This is a genomic window from Aquabacterium sp., assembly GCF_035476535.1.
In the GTDB taxonomy this organism is placed as follows: Bacteria; Pseudomonadota; Gammaproteobacteria; order Burkholderiales; family Burkholderiaceae_C; genus Pseudaquabacterium.
This window is the reverse complement of the sequence record NZ_DATILJ010000011.1, coordinates 1-17,034: the sequence shown is the minus strand read 5'-3', so window position 1 is coordinate 17,034 and position 17,034 is coordinate 1. Positions and strand designations below refer to the sequence as shown.

General features: G+C 68.2%; 11 protein-coding genes, 1 pseudogene and 1 riboswitch. Of the genes and pseudogenes, 5 read left to right on the top strand and 7 right to left on the bottom strand.

All coding sequences use genetic code 11. The features are described 5' to 3' along the window. Window positions 1-43 precede the first annotated feature (43 nt). Both VLK61_RS00890 and VLK61_RS00885 read right to left on the bottom strand, forming a co-directional pair. Window positions 44-2,116 (bottom strand): amidohydrolase family protein, encoded by a 2,073-nt coding sequence (locus VLK61_RS00890; protein WP_325417327.1) that lies wholly within the window; start codon window positions 2,114-2,116, stop codon window positions 44-46. A 65-nt stretch (window positions 2,117-2,181) separates the two neighbouring features. Then, a complete protein-coding gene (locus VLK61_RS00885) occupies window positions 2,182-5,724 on the bottom strand; it encodes an EAL domain-containing protein (protein WP_325417325.1) in 3,543 nt (1,180 codons plus the stop codon). Between the two features lie 209 nt (window positions 5,725-5,933). On the opposite strand from VLK61_RS00885, the gene VLK61_RS00880 reads away from it, so the two are divergent. Together VLK61_RS00880 and VLK61_RS00875 are read left to right on the top strand one after the other, a co-directional pair. Next, entirely contained in the window at window positions 5,934-6,143 is a 210-nt protein-coding gene (locus VLK61_RS00880; RefSeq protein WP_325417323.1) for a dodecin, read from the top strand. A 12-nt stretch (window positions 6,144-6,155) separates the two neighbouring features. Next, window positions 6,156-6,242: riboswitch (glycine riboswitch) on the top strand. Between the two features lie 223 nt (window positions 6,243-6,465). Then, complete coding sequence (locus VLK61_RS00875) at window positions 6,466-7,761, top strand: D-amino acid dehydrogenase (RefSeq protein ID WP_325417321.1); 1,296 nt, start codon at window positions 6,466-6,468, stop codon at window positions 7,759-7,761. Here VLK61_RS00875 and VLK61_RS00870 read toward each other — a convergent pair. The 4 genes from VLK61_RS00870 to VLK61_RS00855 form a co-directional block, all read right to left on the bottom strand. Next, the gene (locus tag VLK61_RS00870; RefSeq protein WP_325417319.1) at window positions 7,758-8,561 is read right to left on the bottom strand and encodes a hypothetical protein; all 804 of its coding nucleotides are present in this window, start codon (window positions 8,559-8,561) and stop codon (window positions 7,758-7,760) included. The two genes, VLK61_RS00875 and VLK61_RS00870, sit on opposite strands and share 4 nt — an antisense overlap. Before the next feature lie 19 nt (window positions 8,562-8,580). Continuing rightward, a complete protein-coding gene (locus tag VLK61_RS00865) occupies window positions 8,581-9,333 on the bottom strand; it encodes a hypothetical protein (protein WP_325417317.1) in 753 nt (250 codons plus the stop codon). Between the two features lie 125 nt (window positions 9,334-9,458). Continuing rightward, complete coding sequence (locus VLK61_RS00860; protein WP_325417315.1) at window positions 9,459-10,097, bottom strand: 3'-5' exonuclease; 639 nt, start codon at window positions 10,095-10,097, stop codon at window positions 9,459-9,461. After that, window positions 10,094-11,914: a DUF294 nucleotidyltransferase-like domain-containing protein gene (locus VLK61_RS00855; protein WP_325417313.1), complete on the bottom strand. Its 1,821-nt coding sequence runs from the start codon at window positions 11,912-11,914 to the stop codon at window positions 10,094-10,096. Before VLK61_RS00855 ends, VLK61_RS00860 begins: the two co-directional genes overlap by 4 nt. 136 nt (window positions 11,915-12,050) lie before the next feature. Between VLK61_RS00855 and VLK61_RS00850 the strand changes: the two genes are divergently transcribed. The 3 genes from VLK61_RS00850 to VLK61_RS00840 all read left to right on the top strand — a co-directional run bounded on the left by VLK61_RS00850 (window position 12,051) and on the right by VLK61_RS00840 (window position 16,470). Further along, window positions 12,051-12,359: a DUF485 domain-containing protein gene (locus tag VLK61_RS00850; protein WP_325417311.1), complete on the top strand. Its 309-nt coding sequence runs from the start codon at window positions 12,051-12,053 to the stop codon at window positions 12,357-12,359. Further along, window positions 12,356-14,086, top strand: a complete 1,731-nt coding sequence (locus VLK61_RS00845) for a cation acetate symporter (protein WP_325417309.1) — start codon at window positions 12,356-12,358, stop codon at window positions 14,084-14,086. Before VLK61_RS00850 ends, VLK61_RS00845 begins: the two co-directional genes overlap by 4 nt. Window positions 14,087-14,250: 164 nt before the next feature. Further along, entirely contained in the window at window positions 14,251-16,470 is a 2,220-nt protein-coding gene (locus tag VLK61_RS00840) for a putative bifunctional diguanylate cyclase/phosphodiesterase (RefSeq protein WP_325417307.1), read from the top strand. Window positions 16,471-16,537: 67 nt separating this feature from the next. Here the strand turns inward: VLK61_RS00840 and VLK61_RS00835 are convergent. Next, window positions 16,538-16,788, bottom strand: a pseudogene (locus VLK61_RS00835) (carbohydrate ABC transporter permease); the annotation flags it as partial. Between the last annotated feature and the right edge of the window lie 246 nt (window positions 16,789-17,034).

Below are 17,034 nucleotides of genomic sequence, written 5' to 3'. Positions count from 1 at the left end.
CGCACGACAGTAGCGCCGGCAGGGTTTTGCGGCATCCGCCCAACTACGGATGCGCCCCCGCTGCGCTCGACTTGATCGACAAAGCCGGCACGAAAGCCTGCACGCCCATGGCCTCGAACATCGCATCGGGCGCCAGCGCCACGCCGCCCTTGAACACCAGGCTGACGCGGCGGATGTCCTGGATGCGCACGCTGGGGTCGCCATCGATCAGCACCAGGTCGGCCCGCTTGCCGGCGGTGATGGTGCCGGTCTCGGCCAGCGTGCCGCTGTAGCGCGCGCCGTTGTAGGTGGCAATCTTCAGCACCTCGGCCGCCGGGATGCCGGCCTTGACGTACAGCTCCAGCTCGCGATGCAGCGCAAAGCCTGCGAAGTCATCGGTGCCAGCGAGCAGCGGAATGCCAGCCCGATGCATGCGGCCGACGAAGGCCAGCATGGCCGCGTAGGACTGGCGATAGCGCGCCGCATTGCCGTCGTTCACATCCATCGAATTGGCCAGGATGCTGCGCCGCACCGACACCGGCAGGTGCTCGGCCACCATCGACAAGCTGGGGTTGGCCTGGCCGCTGCGCTGGGTGAACATCGCCTCGAAGGTGTCCAGTGTCGGGTCGACCACGGTGCCCTTCTTGCGCAGCAAGGCGAGGAACGCCTTGACGCGCGGGCCGTCGAGGTCGACCTTGGCGGACTCGTCGCCGACCAGCGTGAAGCGCAGCAGCGTGCGCGTGTCGTCCTGCGGCTTGACGAAGAAGTTCAGCATCAGCTGGTTGATGTGGTTGAGCTCGTCGTAGCCGTCCCGCACCGCCTGCTCGGCACGCATGAAGGCCGGCACATGGCCGCCGACGCGCAGGCCGCGCTGGTGCGCGTAAGCCGTGAGTGGCTTGACCCATTCGGGCTTGATCGAGTTGTAGAGCTTGAGCTGGCGATAGCCGCGCACGGCATACCAGTCGACCGCGCGCCGGGCCTCGTCCAGCGTCGCGGCCAGGATGCCGAAATTCGACGAGAACGGGCTCTTGCCTTCGATGAAACCCAGCGGCACCACGTGCGGCCCCAGCTCGGTGCCGGCATCGAAGCGGGCCTTCAACGCGTGCAGCGCGGGGTTGACATTGCCCATGTCGCGCACCGAGGTCACGCCAGCGGCCAGGTGCAGCAGGCCCTGGTCGGGGTAGATATGCGCATGCATGTCGAACAGGCCCGGCAGCAGTGTCTTGCCGCTGCCGTCGAGGGTCTGTTCGGCCGCGGCCGGGCCGCTGCCGGCGGGCAGCACCGCGCCGATGCGCCCATCGAACAGCGTCACGTCGGACGGGCCACGCATGCGGGCGGCGGCGGCATCGAACCAGCGCACGTTGCGGATCAGCGTCAGCCCCGGCAGCGGCCGCGCGAGTTTCGTCGCCAGCGTGCGCAGGCGTTCGTTCTGCGCGCGCTGCTGGCGCTCCAGCAGCCGGGGAGCTTCGGCCTCGAAGCCCTGCTCGGCCAGTTGCCAGCCGGGGAAGACCATCGCAAACAGCGGCTGGCCTGCGTCCTCACGCAACCAGACATACGAAGGCGTGAGGTCGGCGCCGGTCAGCGCATACAGGCCGACCTGGGCCGGGACGCCGGCGGCCGAACGCACGGCCAGCGTATCGAGGCGCTCGACCGTGAAGCGCCCGCCGGGCAGCGCCGGCGCGGCATGGCCGGGTTGCGCCCAGACCCCATGCACCAGCTGCGCAAACCAGTCCGGGCTGTACTCCACCGGCAGGTACATCGCCTCCGGCGGGGCGGCCTGGTCGCCGCGATCGACCGTCGAGGTCCATTGCACGCGGCCTGGCTGGCGCTGGAAACTTTCCTTGATCTCGCCGCCGAAGGTCGACTTGCCGCTGACGCGGTAGGACTGCAGCGCGCCGTCGGCACCCAGCGTGTACTGCTCGCTGATGTCCGGCCCGCGGCCGTTGTCGCGGTACGAATACTCCACGCGGACCTGGTTCTGGCCATCGACCCGGCGCAGCAGCTGGCCGCCGACCTGCGTCTGGATCGTGATGGTGAAGCGCGTCTCGCTGTCGGCATGCGCCGGCAGCGCCAGCATCAGCGCCGACGCCGCCGCAGCGGCCAACAACGCACGAAGTGTGAGGTGAGCGGTGTTCATGGCCGCGATGATGGCATGCACCGGCAGCGCGATCCGGGCCGGCCGCAGCGGATGGCGCAGGCGGCTCAGGCTGCGGCCGACAGCCGCCGGTCTTCGACCAGCGCCCGCGTGCAGTCGGCCAGGCACATCGGCCTCGCGAAGTAGTAGCCCTGCATCTCGTCGCAGCCGTGGGCGCGCAGGAAGGCCAGTTGTTCCGCGGTCTCGACACCTTCGGCCACCACTTTCAGCTTCAGGCTGTGGGCCAGGCTGATGATGGCCAGCGCGATCGTGGCATCGTCGGCGTTCGTGCTCACGTCGCGGATGAAGGCGCGGTCGATCTTCAGCGCATCCAGCGGAAAGCGTTTCAGGTAGGCCAGGCTCGAATAGCCGGTGCCGAAGTCGTCGACCGACAGCCGCACGCCATGGCTGCGCATGGTGTTGAGCATGCGCGCCGCTTCGTCGGGGTCGCTCATCAGCATCGACTCGGTGAGCTCGAGCTCCAGCAGGCCGGGGTCGATGCCGGTCTCGGCCAGGATCGCGGCGATGGTGGTGTCCAGGTCGCATTGCTGGAACTGGCGCGCCGACAGGTTGATGGCCACCGGTCGCAGCGCCACGCCGCTGTCGCGCCAGGACGCGAGCTGGCCGCACACCGTGCGCAGCACCCACTCGCCGACCGGAATGATCAGCCCGGTTTCCTCGAGGATGTGGATGAACTCCAGCGGGGGCACCAGGCCACGCACCGGATGCTGCCAGCGCAGCAGCGCTTCGAAACCGCTGATGCGGCCGCCGGCCAGCTCGGCCTTGGGCTGGAAGTGCAGCAGGAACTCGCGCCGCTCCAGCGCGCCGCGCAACTCCGTTTGCAGCTGCAGGCGTTCCAGCGCGCGCGCGTTCATCTCCGGCAGGTAAAACTGGTAGGTGTTGCGGCCCACTTGCTTGGCGCGGTACATCGCGGTGTCGGCGTTGCGCAGCAAGGTGTCGGCGTCGTCGCCGTCGGTCGGAAAGACCGCGATGCCCAGGCTGGCCGAGACGTAGATTTCGCGGCCTTGCAGCATGAACGGCCGCGCCAGCGCCGCCACCACCTTCTGCGCCACCAGGGCCGCGTCGTCGGGCCGCGCCAGCTTGGACAGCACGAAGGCGAACTCGTCACCGCCCAGCCGCCCTGCCGCATCGTCGGCGCGCAGGCATTCCTGCAGCCGCGCGGCGACCATGATCAGCAACTGGTCGCCGCTGCCGTGGCCCAGCGTGTCGTTGACCAGCTTGAAGCGGTCGAGGTCGATGAACAGCACGCCGACCAGCCAGCCGTTGCGCTGCGCCTGCTTCAGCGTCTGCGCGAAGCGGTCGAGGAACAGGTTGCGGTTGGCCAGGCCGGTCAGCGCATCGAACTGCGCCAGGTAGCTCAGGCGCTGCTCGGCCGCCTTGCGGTCGATCGCGGTGGCCAGCGTGTTGGCCAGGCTGTTCAGGAAGTGCAGGCTGTCGGGCGTGAAGGCACCAGGTGCGGTGGCGCAAGCGCCCAGCGCGCCATAGGGCCCGTTGACGCCGGGAATCGGCACGCAGACGCTGCTGCGGATGGCCTGCGCGGCGAGCCAGGGCGGTGCCGACCCGGATGCGGCGACAGCGGCCCAGTCGTCGACTGTCAGCGAGTCGATCAGCGCCGGCAGGCCCGCGCAACCTGCTTCGGCAACGGTGCTGCCGAGAGCCTGCGGCTGCCAGCCGACGCCGGCGCGCAGCAGCAGCGAGCGGCCGTCGCAGGCGCGCTGCAGCACCAGGCTGAAACCTGCCGCCAGGCCCTGCGCCGCCACCTCGGCGGCCTGGCTCAGCAGCTCGTCGAGGTCGACATTGGCCAGCGCCCGCTGGCCGAACGCCGCGATCAGGCTTTGCTGCATGGCATGCCGGCGTATCGTCTCGTCGGCAGCCAGCCGGGCGCGGATGTCCCGCGCGATGCCGACGATGATCCAGCCGTCGTCCGAGCGAATGGCACAGCGCGACACTTCCACCGGCAGCCAGCTGCCATCGCGGCAGCGCATCGCCGCCTGCGACTGGCCGAAGGCGCTGGCATCGTCTTCGATCAGCGCGGCGTAACCCTGCTGCAGCGCTTCGCGCGACAGCGTGGCCACGTCCTGCGCGTGCATCGCCAGCAGCTCTTGCCGGCTGTAGCCCAGCATGTCGCAGGCGGTGGTGTTGACGTCGATGAAGCGCATGCTGGCCTGCTCAACCAGGAAGATCGCATCGACCGAGGTGTCCATCGCGGCACGGAAGCGCTGCAGTTCCTGCTCGTGCTGCTTGCGCTTGGTGATGTCGTTGGCCACGCCGCGGTAGCCCAGGAAGACGCCCTGGGCGTCGAACAGCGGCTCGCCGCGCGCGCTGTAGTGTCGGATGCTGCCGTCTTCGGTGACGACGCGGTACTCGAAGTCGGTGAACGGCTGGCGGGCTTCGAGCGTGGCCCGGTGCGCGGCCCAATCGGCGTCGCTGGCCACCACCGGCAGCTCCCAGCGGCGCTTGCCCAAGGCCTTGTCGATGCGGAAGTTGCCCTTGTTCAGGAAACCGCCGGACATCACGGTGAAGCGCAACTCGGCGTCCTGCTCCCAGTACCAGTCGGACGACAACTCGCACAGGCCGCGAAAGCGCGCTTCGCTGTCGCGCAGCGCTTCTTCGCGGTGCTTGCGGTGCAGGAACTGCCCGACCTGGCTGCCGATGACCCGCGCGGCGGCCAGCAGGCGCTGATCGGGCTCGCGCACGACGCGGCTGAAGAAGGCGAACACGCCCAGGGTGCTGCCCTCCGACGTGACGGCGAAGAGGAACATGCCGCGCAGGCTGATGCGGCGCGCCAGCGCTTTCTGGAACACGCGCGGGTCCAGGCCGAAATCGGCCACCCACAGCGGCTCGCCCGACTGCCACACGGTGCCCACCAGGCCAACGCCCGGCGCGCATTCGATGCCGCGCGCGCCTTCGGTGTACTGCGCCAGGTCGTCGCTGGGCACATGCCAGGCTTCGTCCAGCCGCATCACCTTGGCTGATGCGTCGACGCGCCAGTAGGCGCCATGCTCCCAGCGCTCGGTCTCGCAGACGGCCTGGATCACCGCACGCAGCGCGGCCGATGCATCGTCGGCAGCGGCCAGGCAGCGGGCCACGGCATGCTCCAGGCCGAGCAACTGCTCGCCGCGGCGGGCTTCGGTGATGTCCTTGCCGGTACCGCGATAACCCTGGAAACGGCCCTGCTCATCGAACACCGGGTGGCCGCTGACGCTGATGTGCACGATCTGCCCCTGCTCGCCGCGCCGCTGGTAGACGAAGTCACGAAAAGGCAGATGCGCCGCCAGCGTGGCCCGATGGGCAGCCCACTGGGCTTCGCTGACCCCCAGCGTCGGCAGCTCCCAGCGCGTCTTGCCGTTGTCCGCGTCAGAGAGCAGCACCGCATGCTGCGGCTGGCCTCCGGTGCGCGAGGTGAAGCGGAATTCGCTGTCCTGTTCCCAGTACCAGTCGGACGACAGCTCGCAAAGACTGCGAAAGCGCGCCTCGCTGTCGCGCAATGCGGCCAGTGCGTCGAATGGCGCAGCAGCGGGCGCTGCGGTTGTCGCTTCGCGCAGCAGCGGGGGCAGGCGCTGCTCTGGGGCGGCGCGCGGGCGGGTCATGTACTACTGCTCAATCGAATCGATGGGGGGGCCGCATGCGAGTGTCTCCCTTGGCATATCGGCCCGCTTGTGAACGGCTTGAGTCGCGCTGCCCAAGGCCCAGCTTGCGGCGCGGCAACGATCGAGGGACCATGCAGCGTCGACCGGCCGCTTCCAGGTCGGCACCGACAACAAGCAGGAACTCTAAGCCCAACAAACAAGGAGTTGTCATGGCCGACCATGTTTACAAGATGGTGGAGCTGGTGGGGTCCTCGACCACCGGCACCGACGATGCGATCCGCAACGCAGTGGAAATGGCGTCCAAGTCGCTGCGCCACCTGGACTGGTTCGAAGTGCTGGAAACCCGCGGCCACCTGGTCGACGGCAAGGTGGCGCACTACCAGGTGACGCTGAAGGTGGCCTTCCGCCTGGAGGAGTAGGCGCTACACTGCACGCCGGATCCAGGAGAGCGCATGCCCCGCATGCCGCCGAAGGCGCAACCTCCCATACACGCTCAGGCCCCGTACTGGTTCCGACATTTGCCGACACTGGAGAGCGAAGCACCGCGTTGACTCGGGGGGCTTCCGCCGAAGGAGCAAGGCCCCTGTCACGCGACAGGCGCTGAATCTCTCAGGTACCAAGGACAGCGGGAGCGGCGCGAGAGGGCTTGGCCCATCGTCTCGTGCCCGCTTGCCTGCAAGTTCCTGCGGCGGTGGCCTGGACCTCTCGTTCGTTGCCCACGAACCCCTCCAGAGGTCCTGCATGAAGATCCTTGTACTCGGCGCCGGCGTCACCGGCATCACCACCGCCTGGTTCCTGCGCCAGGCCGGCCATGAGGTCACCGTTGTCGACCGCCAGCCCGCCGCCGGGCTGGAAACCAGTTTTGCCAACGGCGGCCAGATCTCGGTCTCGCACGCCGAACCCTGGGCCAACCCGGGCGCGCCGCTGAAGGTGCTGAAGTGGCTGGGCCAGGAAGACTCGCCGCTGCTGTTCCGCCTGCGGCCCGACCTGCGGCAATGGCTGTGGGGCCTGGGCTTCCTGCGCAACTGCACGCCGGCGCGCACGCGCCACAACATCCGCCAGATCGTCAGCCTCGGTCTCTACAGCCGGGCCACGCTGCAGCAGCTGCGCCAGGACGCGCAGTTGCAATACGACCAGCGCAGCCAGGGCATTCTTCACTTCTACACCAGCCAGGCCGAATTCGACGCCGCGCAGGCCCCGGCGCGCGTGATGCGCGAGTTCGGTTGCGAGCTGGACATGAAGACCGCCGACGAGTGCGTGCAGATCGAGCCGGCGCTGGCGCAATGCCGCGACCGCATCGTCGGCGGCAGCATGACGCCCAGCGACGAATCGGGCGACGCGCACCAGTTCACGCAGCAGCTCGCGCAGCGCTGCGCCGAAGCGGGTGTGGTCTTCCTGTACGACACGCGCATCGTCGGTGTGGCCCGGCAGGCCGACACACTGTCCGCCGTGCGCATCGCCAGCAGCGAGGGCATCGTCCGCGAGCTGAAGGCCGATCGCTTCGTGCTGTGCCTGGGCTCGTTCAGCGCCGGCTTCGCGCGGGAGCTGGGCCTCTCGCTGAACATCTACCCGGCCAAGGGCTACTCGGTGACGCTGCCGGTGCTCGACCCCGCCAAAGCCTTTCAGGTGTCGCTGACCGACGACGAATACAAGCTGGTCTTCTCACGCCTGGGCAACCGATTGCGCATCGCCGGCACGGCCGAGCTGAACGGCTACGACACCAGCCTGAACCTGCTGCGCTGCGAGGCCATCGTGCGCCGCGTGCAGCAGCTGTTCCCCGAGATGAGTGATGGCCGCGATGCACGCTACTGGACCGGGCTGCGACCGGCGACACCGTCGAACGTGCCATACATCGGCCGCTCGAAGATCCACAACCTGTTCCTGAACACCGGCCATGGCACGCTGGGCTGGACGCATGCGGCGGGCTCCGGCCGGGCGATAGCCGACATCGTGAGCGGCCGCGTGCCGGCCCTTGACTTTGCGTTCACCGGCACCCAGGCGATGCGCTCCGGTGGCGCTTCGCTGCAGCCCGCCTAGCGTCGTCTCAGCAGCCGCGTGGCGGGGTGGAAGAACAGGCAGTACAGCGCCAGCGCCGCGCTGCTGCCGATCACGGCCAGGTAGACCGACAGGCTGGTCATGTTGACGGCCGCCGCGTCGCCATAGTAGTCGTCGACAGCGGCGGCCCCGCCACCCAGCAGTCGTAGGTAGGGCACGCACAGCACGCCGTCGTAGGCCAGAAAGGCCCACAGCGGCGGCGCCGCATGAACCCAGCGGGTCTGCGCAGCCGCATACGCAAAGTAAGCGGCCGCACCGAGAAACAGCGCACCGATCAGCCGCAGGCTCGCGGGGTGGAGCTGCCACGGAAACACCTGCTGCTGAAGCACCAGCGCACCGCCGGCAAAGCCCAGTGCCAGCGTGAAGGCGACAAAACCGAAGCGCACCGCGGTGGGGGTCAGGCGCGCATCGCGGATCGGCTGCCGGCGCGCCCAGGCCAACAGCCACGCACCCACCACCGCGCCGCCCCACATCACCAGCGCCGGCCCGATGAGACGCTGCAACCCCAGGTGCGCGCCGAGGCCCACACCGGCGACGACGATGTTCAGCCCTGCGCCGCTGAGCGCCGCCAGCTCGCCGCTCCACGCGACCGTGGCCCAGACCACGGCGATGAACGCGGCCATCGATGCCAGCAGCACGAAGCTCATCGGCACTTCGGGCCAGGGCCACAGCACCACGGCCCAGCGGCTGCCCGTGTACCAGCCCAGCCCCAGGGCGGCCCACAGCAGCGCGCTGGCACCGGCCAGCAGCCGAACGGCCCGGGCGATCTTGTCGTGCGTCATCGCGCTCACGGCGTCACGCTCACGACTTCAGATGGTCGCGAACAAGAAAATACAAGGCGAGCGCGGCCACCACGATGCCGATGATCCAGGTCTGCCGATGGGCCTGGTGCGTGTCGGCCAGGGCCGCGGGGCTGCCGGTCACAAACTCACGCTCGCGGTTCAGCGCCTTGAAGGCGGCGGCAAACCGTTCGTCGCGCATCGTGCAATCGTACTTCGGCGATTCGAAAGGCGCGGGCGCGTTGTCGCCGTAGTCGAAGGCCTGGGCCACGCGGGTCGGTGCCGGGATCCTGGCGTGTTCGGTGTCGTGCCAGGCCTGCCTGCCCTGAAAGCGCGCGATCAGGCCGAACAGCGCCGTGAGGCCAGCGAACACGCCGAAGTGCGACCAGCGGCCCTGCAGCAACTCGTCCAGCGCGTGGTAGCCGGTGAAAACCGCCGCCGCCGCGCAGCCCACGGCACCGAACATGTCGCCGCTGCTGAAACTCGACAGCAGCGTCGATGCCAGGCCGGGCGATCGCACCTCGGCGCGATGGCGCGCGATGCAGGCGTCGCAGAACGGCACGGTCACCGAGAGCACGACGGTGCTGTCAGGTGTATCCGACCCGGACGCGCGGCGAAAGGCCTTCGCCAGGCGCAGGCTGTTCGCTGCAGCCTTGCCGCAGTTCGGGCACAAGGGGGGAAAACGGGCCGCATCGGGCGCGCCCCACAGCGTCATGCGGTGGGCATGCGGCGCGAGTGCAGCGCCGCCGTGCGCGGTGCCCGTGTCGGTGTTCATGCCCAGCCGAGCTCGGAACAAGTCTCGCCCAACAGCGCCTGGGCGATGGCGTGACGGACAGATGGCATCACAGGGGGCATCGGTCATTTGTACCAGGGCCGTCGGTGAACCCGGTAACGCGCAGTTCAGGCACCGGCCAGCAGCCGTCGCAACTTCAAGAACGCCAGCCCCGCCATCACCGCATCGTTCAGCGCATCGTGGGCCTCGCGCAGCGGCAGCGCGAGCTCGTTCATCATCGTCGCGAAGCGCAGGTCGATCGCGCCGCCGCGCTGGTGGGCCGGCAGCTGGCGGTTCTTGAAGTCGTAGTACATGGCAGAGACTTCGATCTTGCGCTGCGGCAGGCGCACGCCCAGCAGCGGCCAGATCTCGCGGTTGAGCATGGCCACGTCAAATTCGAGGTAGTAGCCGACGAGCGGCCGGCTGCCGATGAAGTCGAGCAGCTGGCGCATCGCCGGCGCGGGGTCCAGCCCCTGCGCGACATCCTGTTCGCGCAGCCGGTGCACGCGCATGCTGTCGACCTTCAACGCACGTTCGGGCCGCACCAGCAGTTCCAGCCGCTGGCTGGTCAGCAGGCGGTTGCCGACGATGCGCACCGCGCCGATCGAGATGATCTGGTCGCGGCGCACATCCAGCCCGGTGGTCTCGCAGTCCAGTGCCACCCACTCCTGGTCAGGCGGATCGTCGTACATGAAGGCGAAGTGCGGTTCGGCCAGGTGGTACAGCAGCCAGCCGCGGCGCAAGGCTTGCCAGCCGGGCAGCTTCATCCTGACTCCAGATGAAACTGGTGGCGCACCAGGTCCTTGAAGCGCTTGACCACCGCCAGCGCGTCCTTCAGCAGGTCGCGCTCCAGGCTGCTGAGCCGGTCGGTGCGCACGCCGCCGCTCACCGTGCCTGACAGGTCCATTTCAGCCAGGCCGGCTTTCAGCTTCAATCCCATCAGGAACTGCAGGCTGTCGGCCAGGTCGGTCGCCAATTCGGCGCTCAGGCGGCCGCTGGCAACCAAGGCGTCGAGCCGCGACGCGGTACCGGTGGCCTGCACATGCTCGCGCAGCGCCAGGCTGCGCACGCCGTGCACGATCGGGAAGATGCCGGCCTTCTTCAAGTCCAGCGTCTGCTTGTCCTGCTCGCCGACCAGCAGCAGCCGGTTCCACCAGCCGCCCGAGACATCGGGGAACGAGTCGATCGCCGCGGCAAAGCGGCCGAGCAGTGCGTCGTCGGTGCTGATGAGCTGATCCACCTCGCTGCGCACGCCGGCCAGCAGTGCGGCATCGCCGGCCACGGCGTGTGCATCGATGAAGATCGCCAGCGCCATCAGGCCCTGCGGCTCGGGCCGCAACAGCCAGCTGCGCACGGTGCTGGCGAAGTCGCTGGCGCTGCGCCGCCAGGCCGGGTTGCTGACCATGATGCCGCCCGGGCAATCCGGGTAGCCGAAGTCGCGCAGCGCGGCCGAGAAGCGCTGGCACGCCGCGGCGACATCCGCGTCGCTGATCGCCGCGCCATCGCGCAGGATCAAGCCATTGTCCTGATCGGTCTTCAGCAGTTGTTCGCCGCGCCCTTCGCTGCCCATGACAAAAAGGCAGCTGTCGGCCAGCAACGCAGGCGGCGCCACCAGTTGCCAGGTGCGTTCGAACAGCTTGGCATTCAGCGCCTGCACCAACTTGCCGATCTGGGCGATGCGTGTGCCGCCACGGTACAGCAGTGCGACGAAGCGGGTGATCTTCAGCGCCTGCGCACACAGCGCCTCGAGGTCGCGCGCTTGCACGATCTGCACCGTGATCAGGTAGGAGTGGTTCGACAGGAAACTCAGCAAGTCGAGTTGTTCGAGCAGCCCGCTGATGTGCTCGCCGTCGGCGACGACCAGCCGGTGCACCTGGTGCTGAATCATCAGCGCCAGCGCGTCGAACAGCGGCGCGTCGGGCGCGATCGAGACCAGCGCGAAGCTCGCCAGGTCGCGCACCGGCAGCGTATTCAGCGGCCGGCCGTCGACCACGGCGCGCTGCAGCCCGGTGTTGGTGAAGATGCCCAGCCGCGCGCCATCGCGCACCAGCACGCTGGTGGTGCGCTGGGCCTGCATCAGCGTGGCGACGGCGACGATGTGGGTGTCGCCATCGACCACATGCGCCGGGCGCAGGAAGGCCGCGGACACCGGCGACATCGTCAGCGCATGCATCTCGCGTTCGCTGTGGCGCTGCGCCAGCGCACCGAGCTTGTTCGACAGGTCGGAGAACAGCAGCGCGCCGAAAGTGGCGTTGCGGGCGATCAGCGCATGGACCGCGGATTTCGCCAGCGCGTAGGCCAGCACCTCTTCGGCGGCGACGAAGCGGCTGCTGGCGCGCCCGGCCACCAGCGAGCGGCCATCGAAGCAGTCCTTCGGGCCATAGGTGGCAACCGTCTCGTCGGCATCGACCTGCAGGACATGGCCCTTGATGACGATGAACAGGTGCGCCGGCTCGATGCCCGGTGCCAGCAGCGTCTCGCCCTCGCGGAAGTAGGCGATGTCGACGGCGTCGCGCACCAGGCGCTGCTCGTCGTCGTCGAGACAATCGAAGGGCGACGCCGAGAAGTCGAAGGCGTTGGGCATATCGCATCATGGATCAGCGGCGGCGACATGTGCGCTGGCACACCGACGGCGCGGTTGATCGGCATCAAGCTGGTCGACGCCTGTGCAAGCTACCTTCAACAGGCGCCAGCAGCCCGCTCGCCCAAAGGAGCCGACCATGGAACCCGACCTGACCTCCCGCATCCTCAGCGACCCGAAGTACCAGGAGTTGAAGACCAAGCGCACGCGCTTCGGCTGGTGGCTGACGCTGGCGATGATGCTGGTGTACTACGGCTTCATCCTGCTGGTGGCCTTCTACAAACCGCTGCTGGCCACGCGGCTGGGCGAAGGCGTCACGACCATTGGCATGCCGATCGGCCTGGCCGTCATCGTCTTCACGGTGGTGATCACCGGCATCTATGTGCGGCGCGCGAACAGCGAGTACGACAGCTTGACCGAACAGATCGCCAAGCGGGCGCTGACATGAGCCGCGCCATCACATTGAAGGCGCTGGGCCTGAGCGCGCTACTGGCGCTACTGGCCTGTGCCAGCGAGGCGTTTGCCGCCGGCGCAGACCTGGGCCAGGCGGAGAAGCAGGCTACCAACTGGACGGCGATCAGCATGTTCGCGGTGTTCGTCGTCGGCACGCTGTTCATCACCAAGTGGGCGGCGGCCAAGACCAAATCGGCGGCCGACTTCTACACCGCGGGCGGCGGCATCACCGGCTTCCAGAACGGCCTGGCGATTGCCGGCGACTACATGTCGGCGGCGTCGTTCCTGGGCATCTCGGCGGCGGTGATGATCGGCGGCTTCGACGGGCTGATCTATTCCATCGGCTTCCTGGTCGGCTGGCCGGTGGTGACCTTTCTGCTGGCCGAGCGCCTGCGCAACCTGGGCAAGTTCACCTTCGCCGACGTGGCCGCGTTCCGCTTCTCGCAGACGCCGGTGCGGGTGTTCGCGGCCTCGGGCACGCTGGTCGTCGTGGCCTTCTACCTGATCGCGCAGATGGTCGGCGCCGGGCAGCTGATCAAGCTGCTGTTCGGGCTGGAGTACTGGATCGCGGTGGTCATCGTCGGTGCGCTGATGATGGTCTACGTGCTGTTCGGCGGCATGACCGCCACCACCTGGGTGCAGATCATCAAGGCCTGCCTGCTGCTGGCCGGTGCGTCGTTCATGGCCTTCATGGTGCTCTACAACTTCGGCTTCAGCCCGGAGGCGATGTTTGCCAAGGCGGTGGAGGTCAAGACCGGCATCGCCGCAGCGGCCGGCAAGCCGCCGGCGGAGGCCGCTGCGCAGGGCTTCTCGATCATGGGCCCGGGTGGCTTCATCAAGGACCCGATCTCGGCCATCAGCTTCGGCATGGCGCTGATGTTCGGCACCGCCGGTCTGCCGCACATCCTGATGCGATTCTTCACCGTGCCTAACGCCAAGGAGGCGCGTAAATCGGTGCTGTGGGCCACGACCTGGATCGCCTACTTCTACATCCTGACCTTCATCATCGGCTTCGGTGCCATCACCTACGTGCTGACCAACCCGGAGTTCCTCGACGCCAAGGGCGGCCTGCTCGGCGGCGGCAACATGGCGGCGATCCACCTGGCCAACGCGGTGGGAGGCAACGTCTTCCTGGGCTTCATCTCGGCGGTGGCGTTTGCGACCATCCTGGCCGTCGTCGCCGGGCTCACGCTGTCCGGCGCATCGGCCGTCTCGCACGACCTGTATTCGACGGTGATCAAGAAAGGCAAGGCCGACAGCGCGGCGGAGTTGAAGGTGTCGCGCATCACCACCGTCGGTCTGGGCATCGTTGCCGTGGCGCTGGGCATTGCCTTCGAGAAGCAGAACATCGCCTTCATGGTCAGCCTGGCCTTTGCGATCGCGGCCTCGGCCAACTTCCCGGTGCTGCTGATGTCGGTGCTGTGGAAGGACTGCACCACGCGCGGCACGGTGATCGGCGGCTTCCTCGGCCTGGCCTCGTCGGTGCTGCTGACGCTGGTGTCGCCGGCGGTGTGGGAAGTGACGCTCGGTTTTCCGAAGGGCTCGGCACTGTTCCCCTACGCGTCGCCGGCGCTGTTCTCGATGACCATTGGCTTCGTCGGCATCTGGCTGTTCTCGATCCTCGACAAGAGCCCGCGCGCGGCGCAGGACCGCGCTGGGTTCGTGGCGCAGCAGGTGCGTTCGGAAACCGGCATCGGCGCTTCAGGTGCGTCCGGGCATTGAGGCGACCCACGGGCGCGGATGGAGCGCCTTGACGAAAGGCGAGGGGAACAAGTGCTGCGGCAAGGCCTACTCAAGTTGTTCCCCGATCTGCCGAAGAGCCATTGAGCTGATCCAGGCGAGGCGCGTGCCCCGCATGGCCACTGACTCCTGCCTTCGACATGTGGATGACCTTCGATAGCGTGCGCGGCCGCTGGTGGAGCCTGCCGTGGTCCTTGCGGGGCCGCCTTGTGCTGGGCCTGGCGCTGCTCGCCTTGTTGGCACTGGGCATCGGCGTCGCGGCGCTGCACTCCCGCCTGCTGGTGGCCACCGGCCTGGCTGCCGCCTGGGCGGCGCTGGCGTTCGTCATCGGTCATCGCCTGCTGCATCGGCTGCAGGCCCTGAGCTGTCACTTGCGGGATCAGGCGGCCACCGGGGCGGCCCCGTCGCTGGAAACCCTGATCCCGGGCAGCGACGAAGTGGCCGAAATGGCCCGTTCGCTGCAGTGCCTGGCAATCGACAGCGCACGGCTGGCGCAGCGCAACTCGGAGTTGGCGTCGGCCCGGCATGCCCTGCATGAACAAGGCGATATCCTCGAATTGATCGCGACGCGGGCGCCGCTGCCGCGCGTGCTCGACCGCCTGGTGCGCTGGGCCGAGGCCCAGTTGGAAGGCCTCACCGGCGCCATCCTGCTGCTGGATGGCCTGCACCTGCGGCACGGCGCCACGGCACGCCTGCCGGAGCACTTCGTCAAGGCCATCGACGGCTTGCACGCCATCGCCAACTTCGGTTCCTGCGGCGCGGCGGTTCAGCGTCACGGCGCGGTCTTCGTCGAGGACATCGCGCTGGAGCCCAGCTGGCTGGCCGGCCAGGCGCTGGCCGCCAAGCACGGCCTGCGGGCTTGCTGGTCGATGCCCATCCTGTCGCACAAGGGCACGGTGCTGGGCACCTTCGCGATGTATGCCGACCGCCCGCGCAACCCGCAGGCGAACGAACTGCACTGCATCGAAGCGGTGGCGCGCCTGGCCGGCCTGGCCATCGAGCGCCAGCGCGCCGAGCAGCGCATCCGCCACATGGCGCACCAGGACCTGCTGACCGGCCTGCCGAACCGCACGCTGCTGAACGACCGCATGGCGCAGGCGCTGGCCCAGGCGCGGCGCACCGGACATCCGCTGGCCGTGCTGGTCATCGACATCGACGGCTTCAAGTACATCAACGACAGCCTGGGCCAGGCCGCCGGCGACCGGCTGCTGCGCGCGGTGGCGGCGCGGCTGCAGGACATCGTGCGCGAGGGCGACACGGTGGCCCGCCTCGGCGGCGACGAGTTCGTCGTGCTGCTGGTCGACCTGGACCGCGCCGAGCGGGCCAGCCAGGTTGCCGAGGAGATCGTGCGCACGCTGGCGCTGCCGCTGCGCATCGGCGGCCAGGCGGTCGACGTGACGGCCAGCGTCGGCGTCAGCACCTTCCCGGACGACAGCGACGACGGCGACAGCCTGTTGCAGCAGGCCAGCGAGGCCATGCTGCGCACGAAGGAGCTGGGCCGCAACGGTTTCCAGCGCTACACGCCCGACATGGGCGCCCAGGCCCGCGAGCGCGTCGAGCTGCAGGCCGCCTTGCGGCGCGCGGTGGAGACGCAGCAGTTCGAGTTGCACTACCAGCCGCAGCTAGCCACCGCCACCGGCCGCGTGCTCGCCGTCGAGGCGCTGATCCGCTGGCCGCATCCCGAATGGGGCCTGGTCAGCCCCGACCGTTTCATTCCGCTGGCCGAAGACCTGGGCCTGATCGCGCCGATCAGCGAATGGGTGCTGCAAACCGCTTGCCGACAGCTGCAGGCCTGGCGCACGGCAGGCCACACCGAGCTGGTGATGGCGATCAACCTGTCGGCGCGCCAGTTCGACGGCCACGACATTCCGCTGCTGGTGGCGCAGGCGCTGCTGGAAACGGCCGTGCCGGCGGACCGGCTCGAACTGGAGTTGACCGAGACCGCGCTGATGCAGGACGCCGAGGGCGCGTTGGCCACGCTGCGGCAGTTGCACGACCTGGGCGTCGGCCTCGCGCTGGACGATTTCGGCACCGGCTATTCCAGCCTCAGCCACCTGCGGCAGTTTCCGATCGACGCGATCAAGATCGACAAGTCCTTCACCGCCGACATCGGCCGCAACGCCGACACGTCGGCGATCATCCGCGCCATCATTGCGATGGCGCAGTCGCTCGGTGTCGCGACCGTCGCCGAAGGCGTCGAGAACGACGAGCAATTGCAGTTCCTGGCCACGCTGAAATGCGACCGAGTGCAAGGTTTCCTCTTCGCACGGCCGATGCCGGCGTCGCAGGTCGTCGCCTTGCTCGGCGCCCCCGCGCAGGCGCCGGCCTGCGATCTGCTGCTGGATGCGCTGGTGCCGGTGGACTGAAGCCTCACTCCTTGACCGAGCCAGTCAGGCCCGAGACGCAGTGCTCGACGAAGAACGAGAACACCCTGGCGGTGACCGAGACGATCACGGTGTTCCACAGCCATTCCGGGTACGCCGTCTCGAACAGCAGCTTGTGGAAATGCGCCAGCGTCGGGTTGATGACCCAGAACGGATTGCCTTCGCGCGACAGCAACTCCGCATTCGGCTTGAACGAGGTGATGCCCATCCAGTAAAACGGGAACAGCAGCACGAACAGGAAGATGCCAAGCGGCAGGTACACAAGACCAGCTTGCGCTGCGTCGTTTCCAGGTCGCCCATGCCGCCGGCATCGGTGTCGTCTTTCATGTGCGTTGCTCTACCGTTCTTCGCGCTGCCCATGACCTATGAACTGATTGGCGCTTGACTACGACGGCAATCGGCCCGTTGCGGTCTTTGGTGGTTGCTGGAAGCGGACGTTTGGACTGTCTTGCCTTTGCCGGTGATTCTTCGTTGCACTGCGCCGGGATTCCGCCCCGGCAGGCGGGTCACTTTCTTCCTGGCCGAAGAAAGTAACCAAAGAAGGCC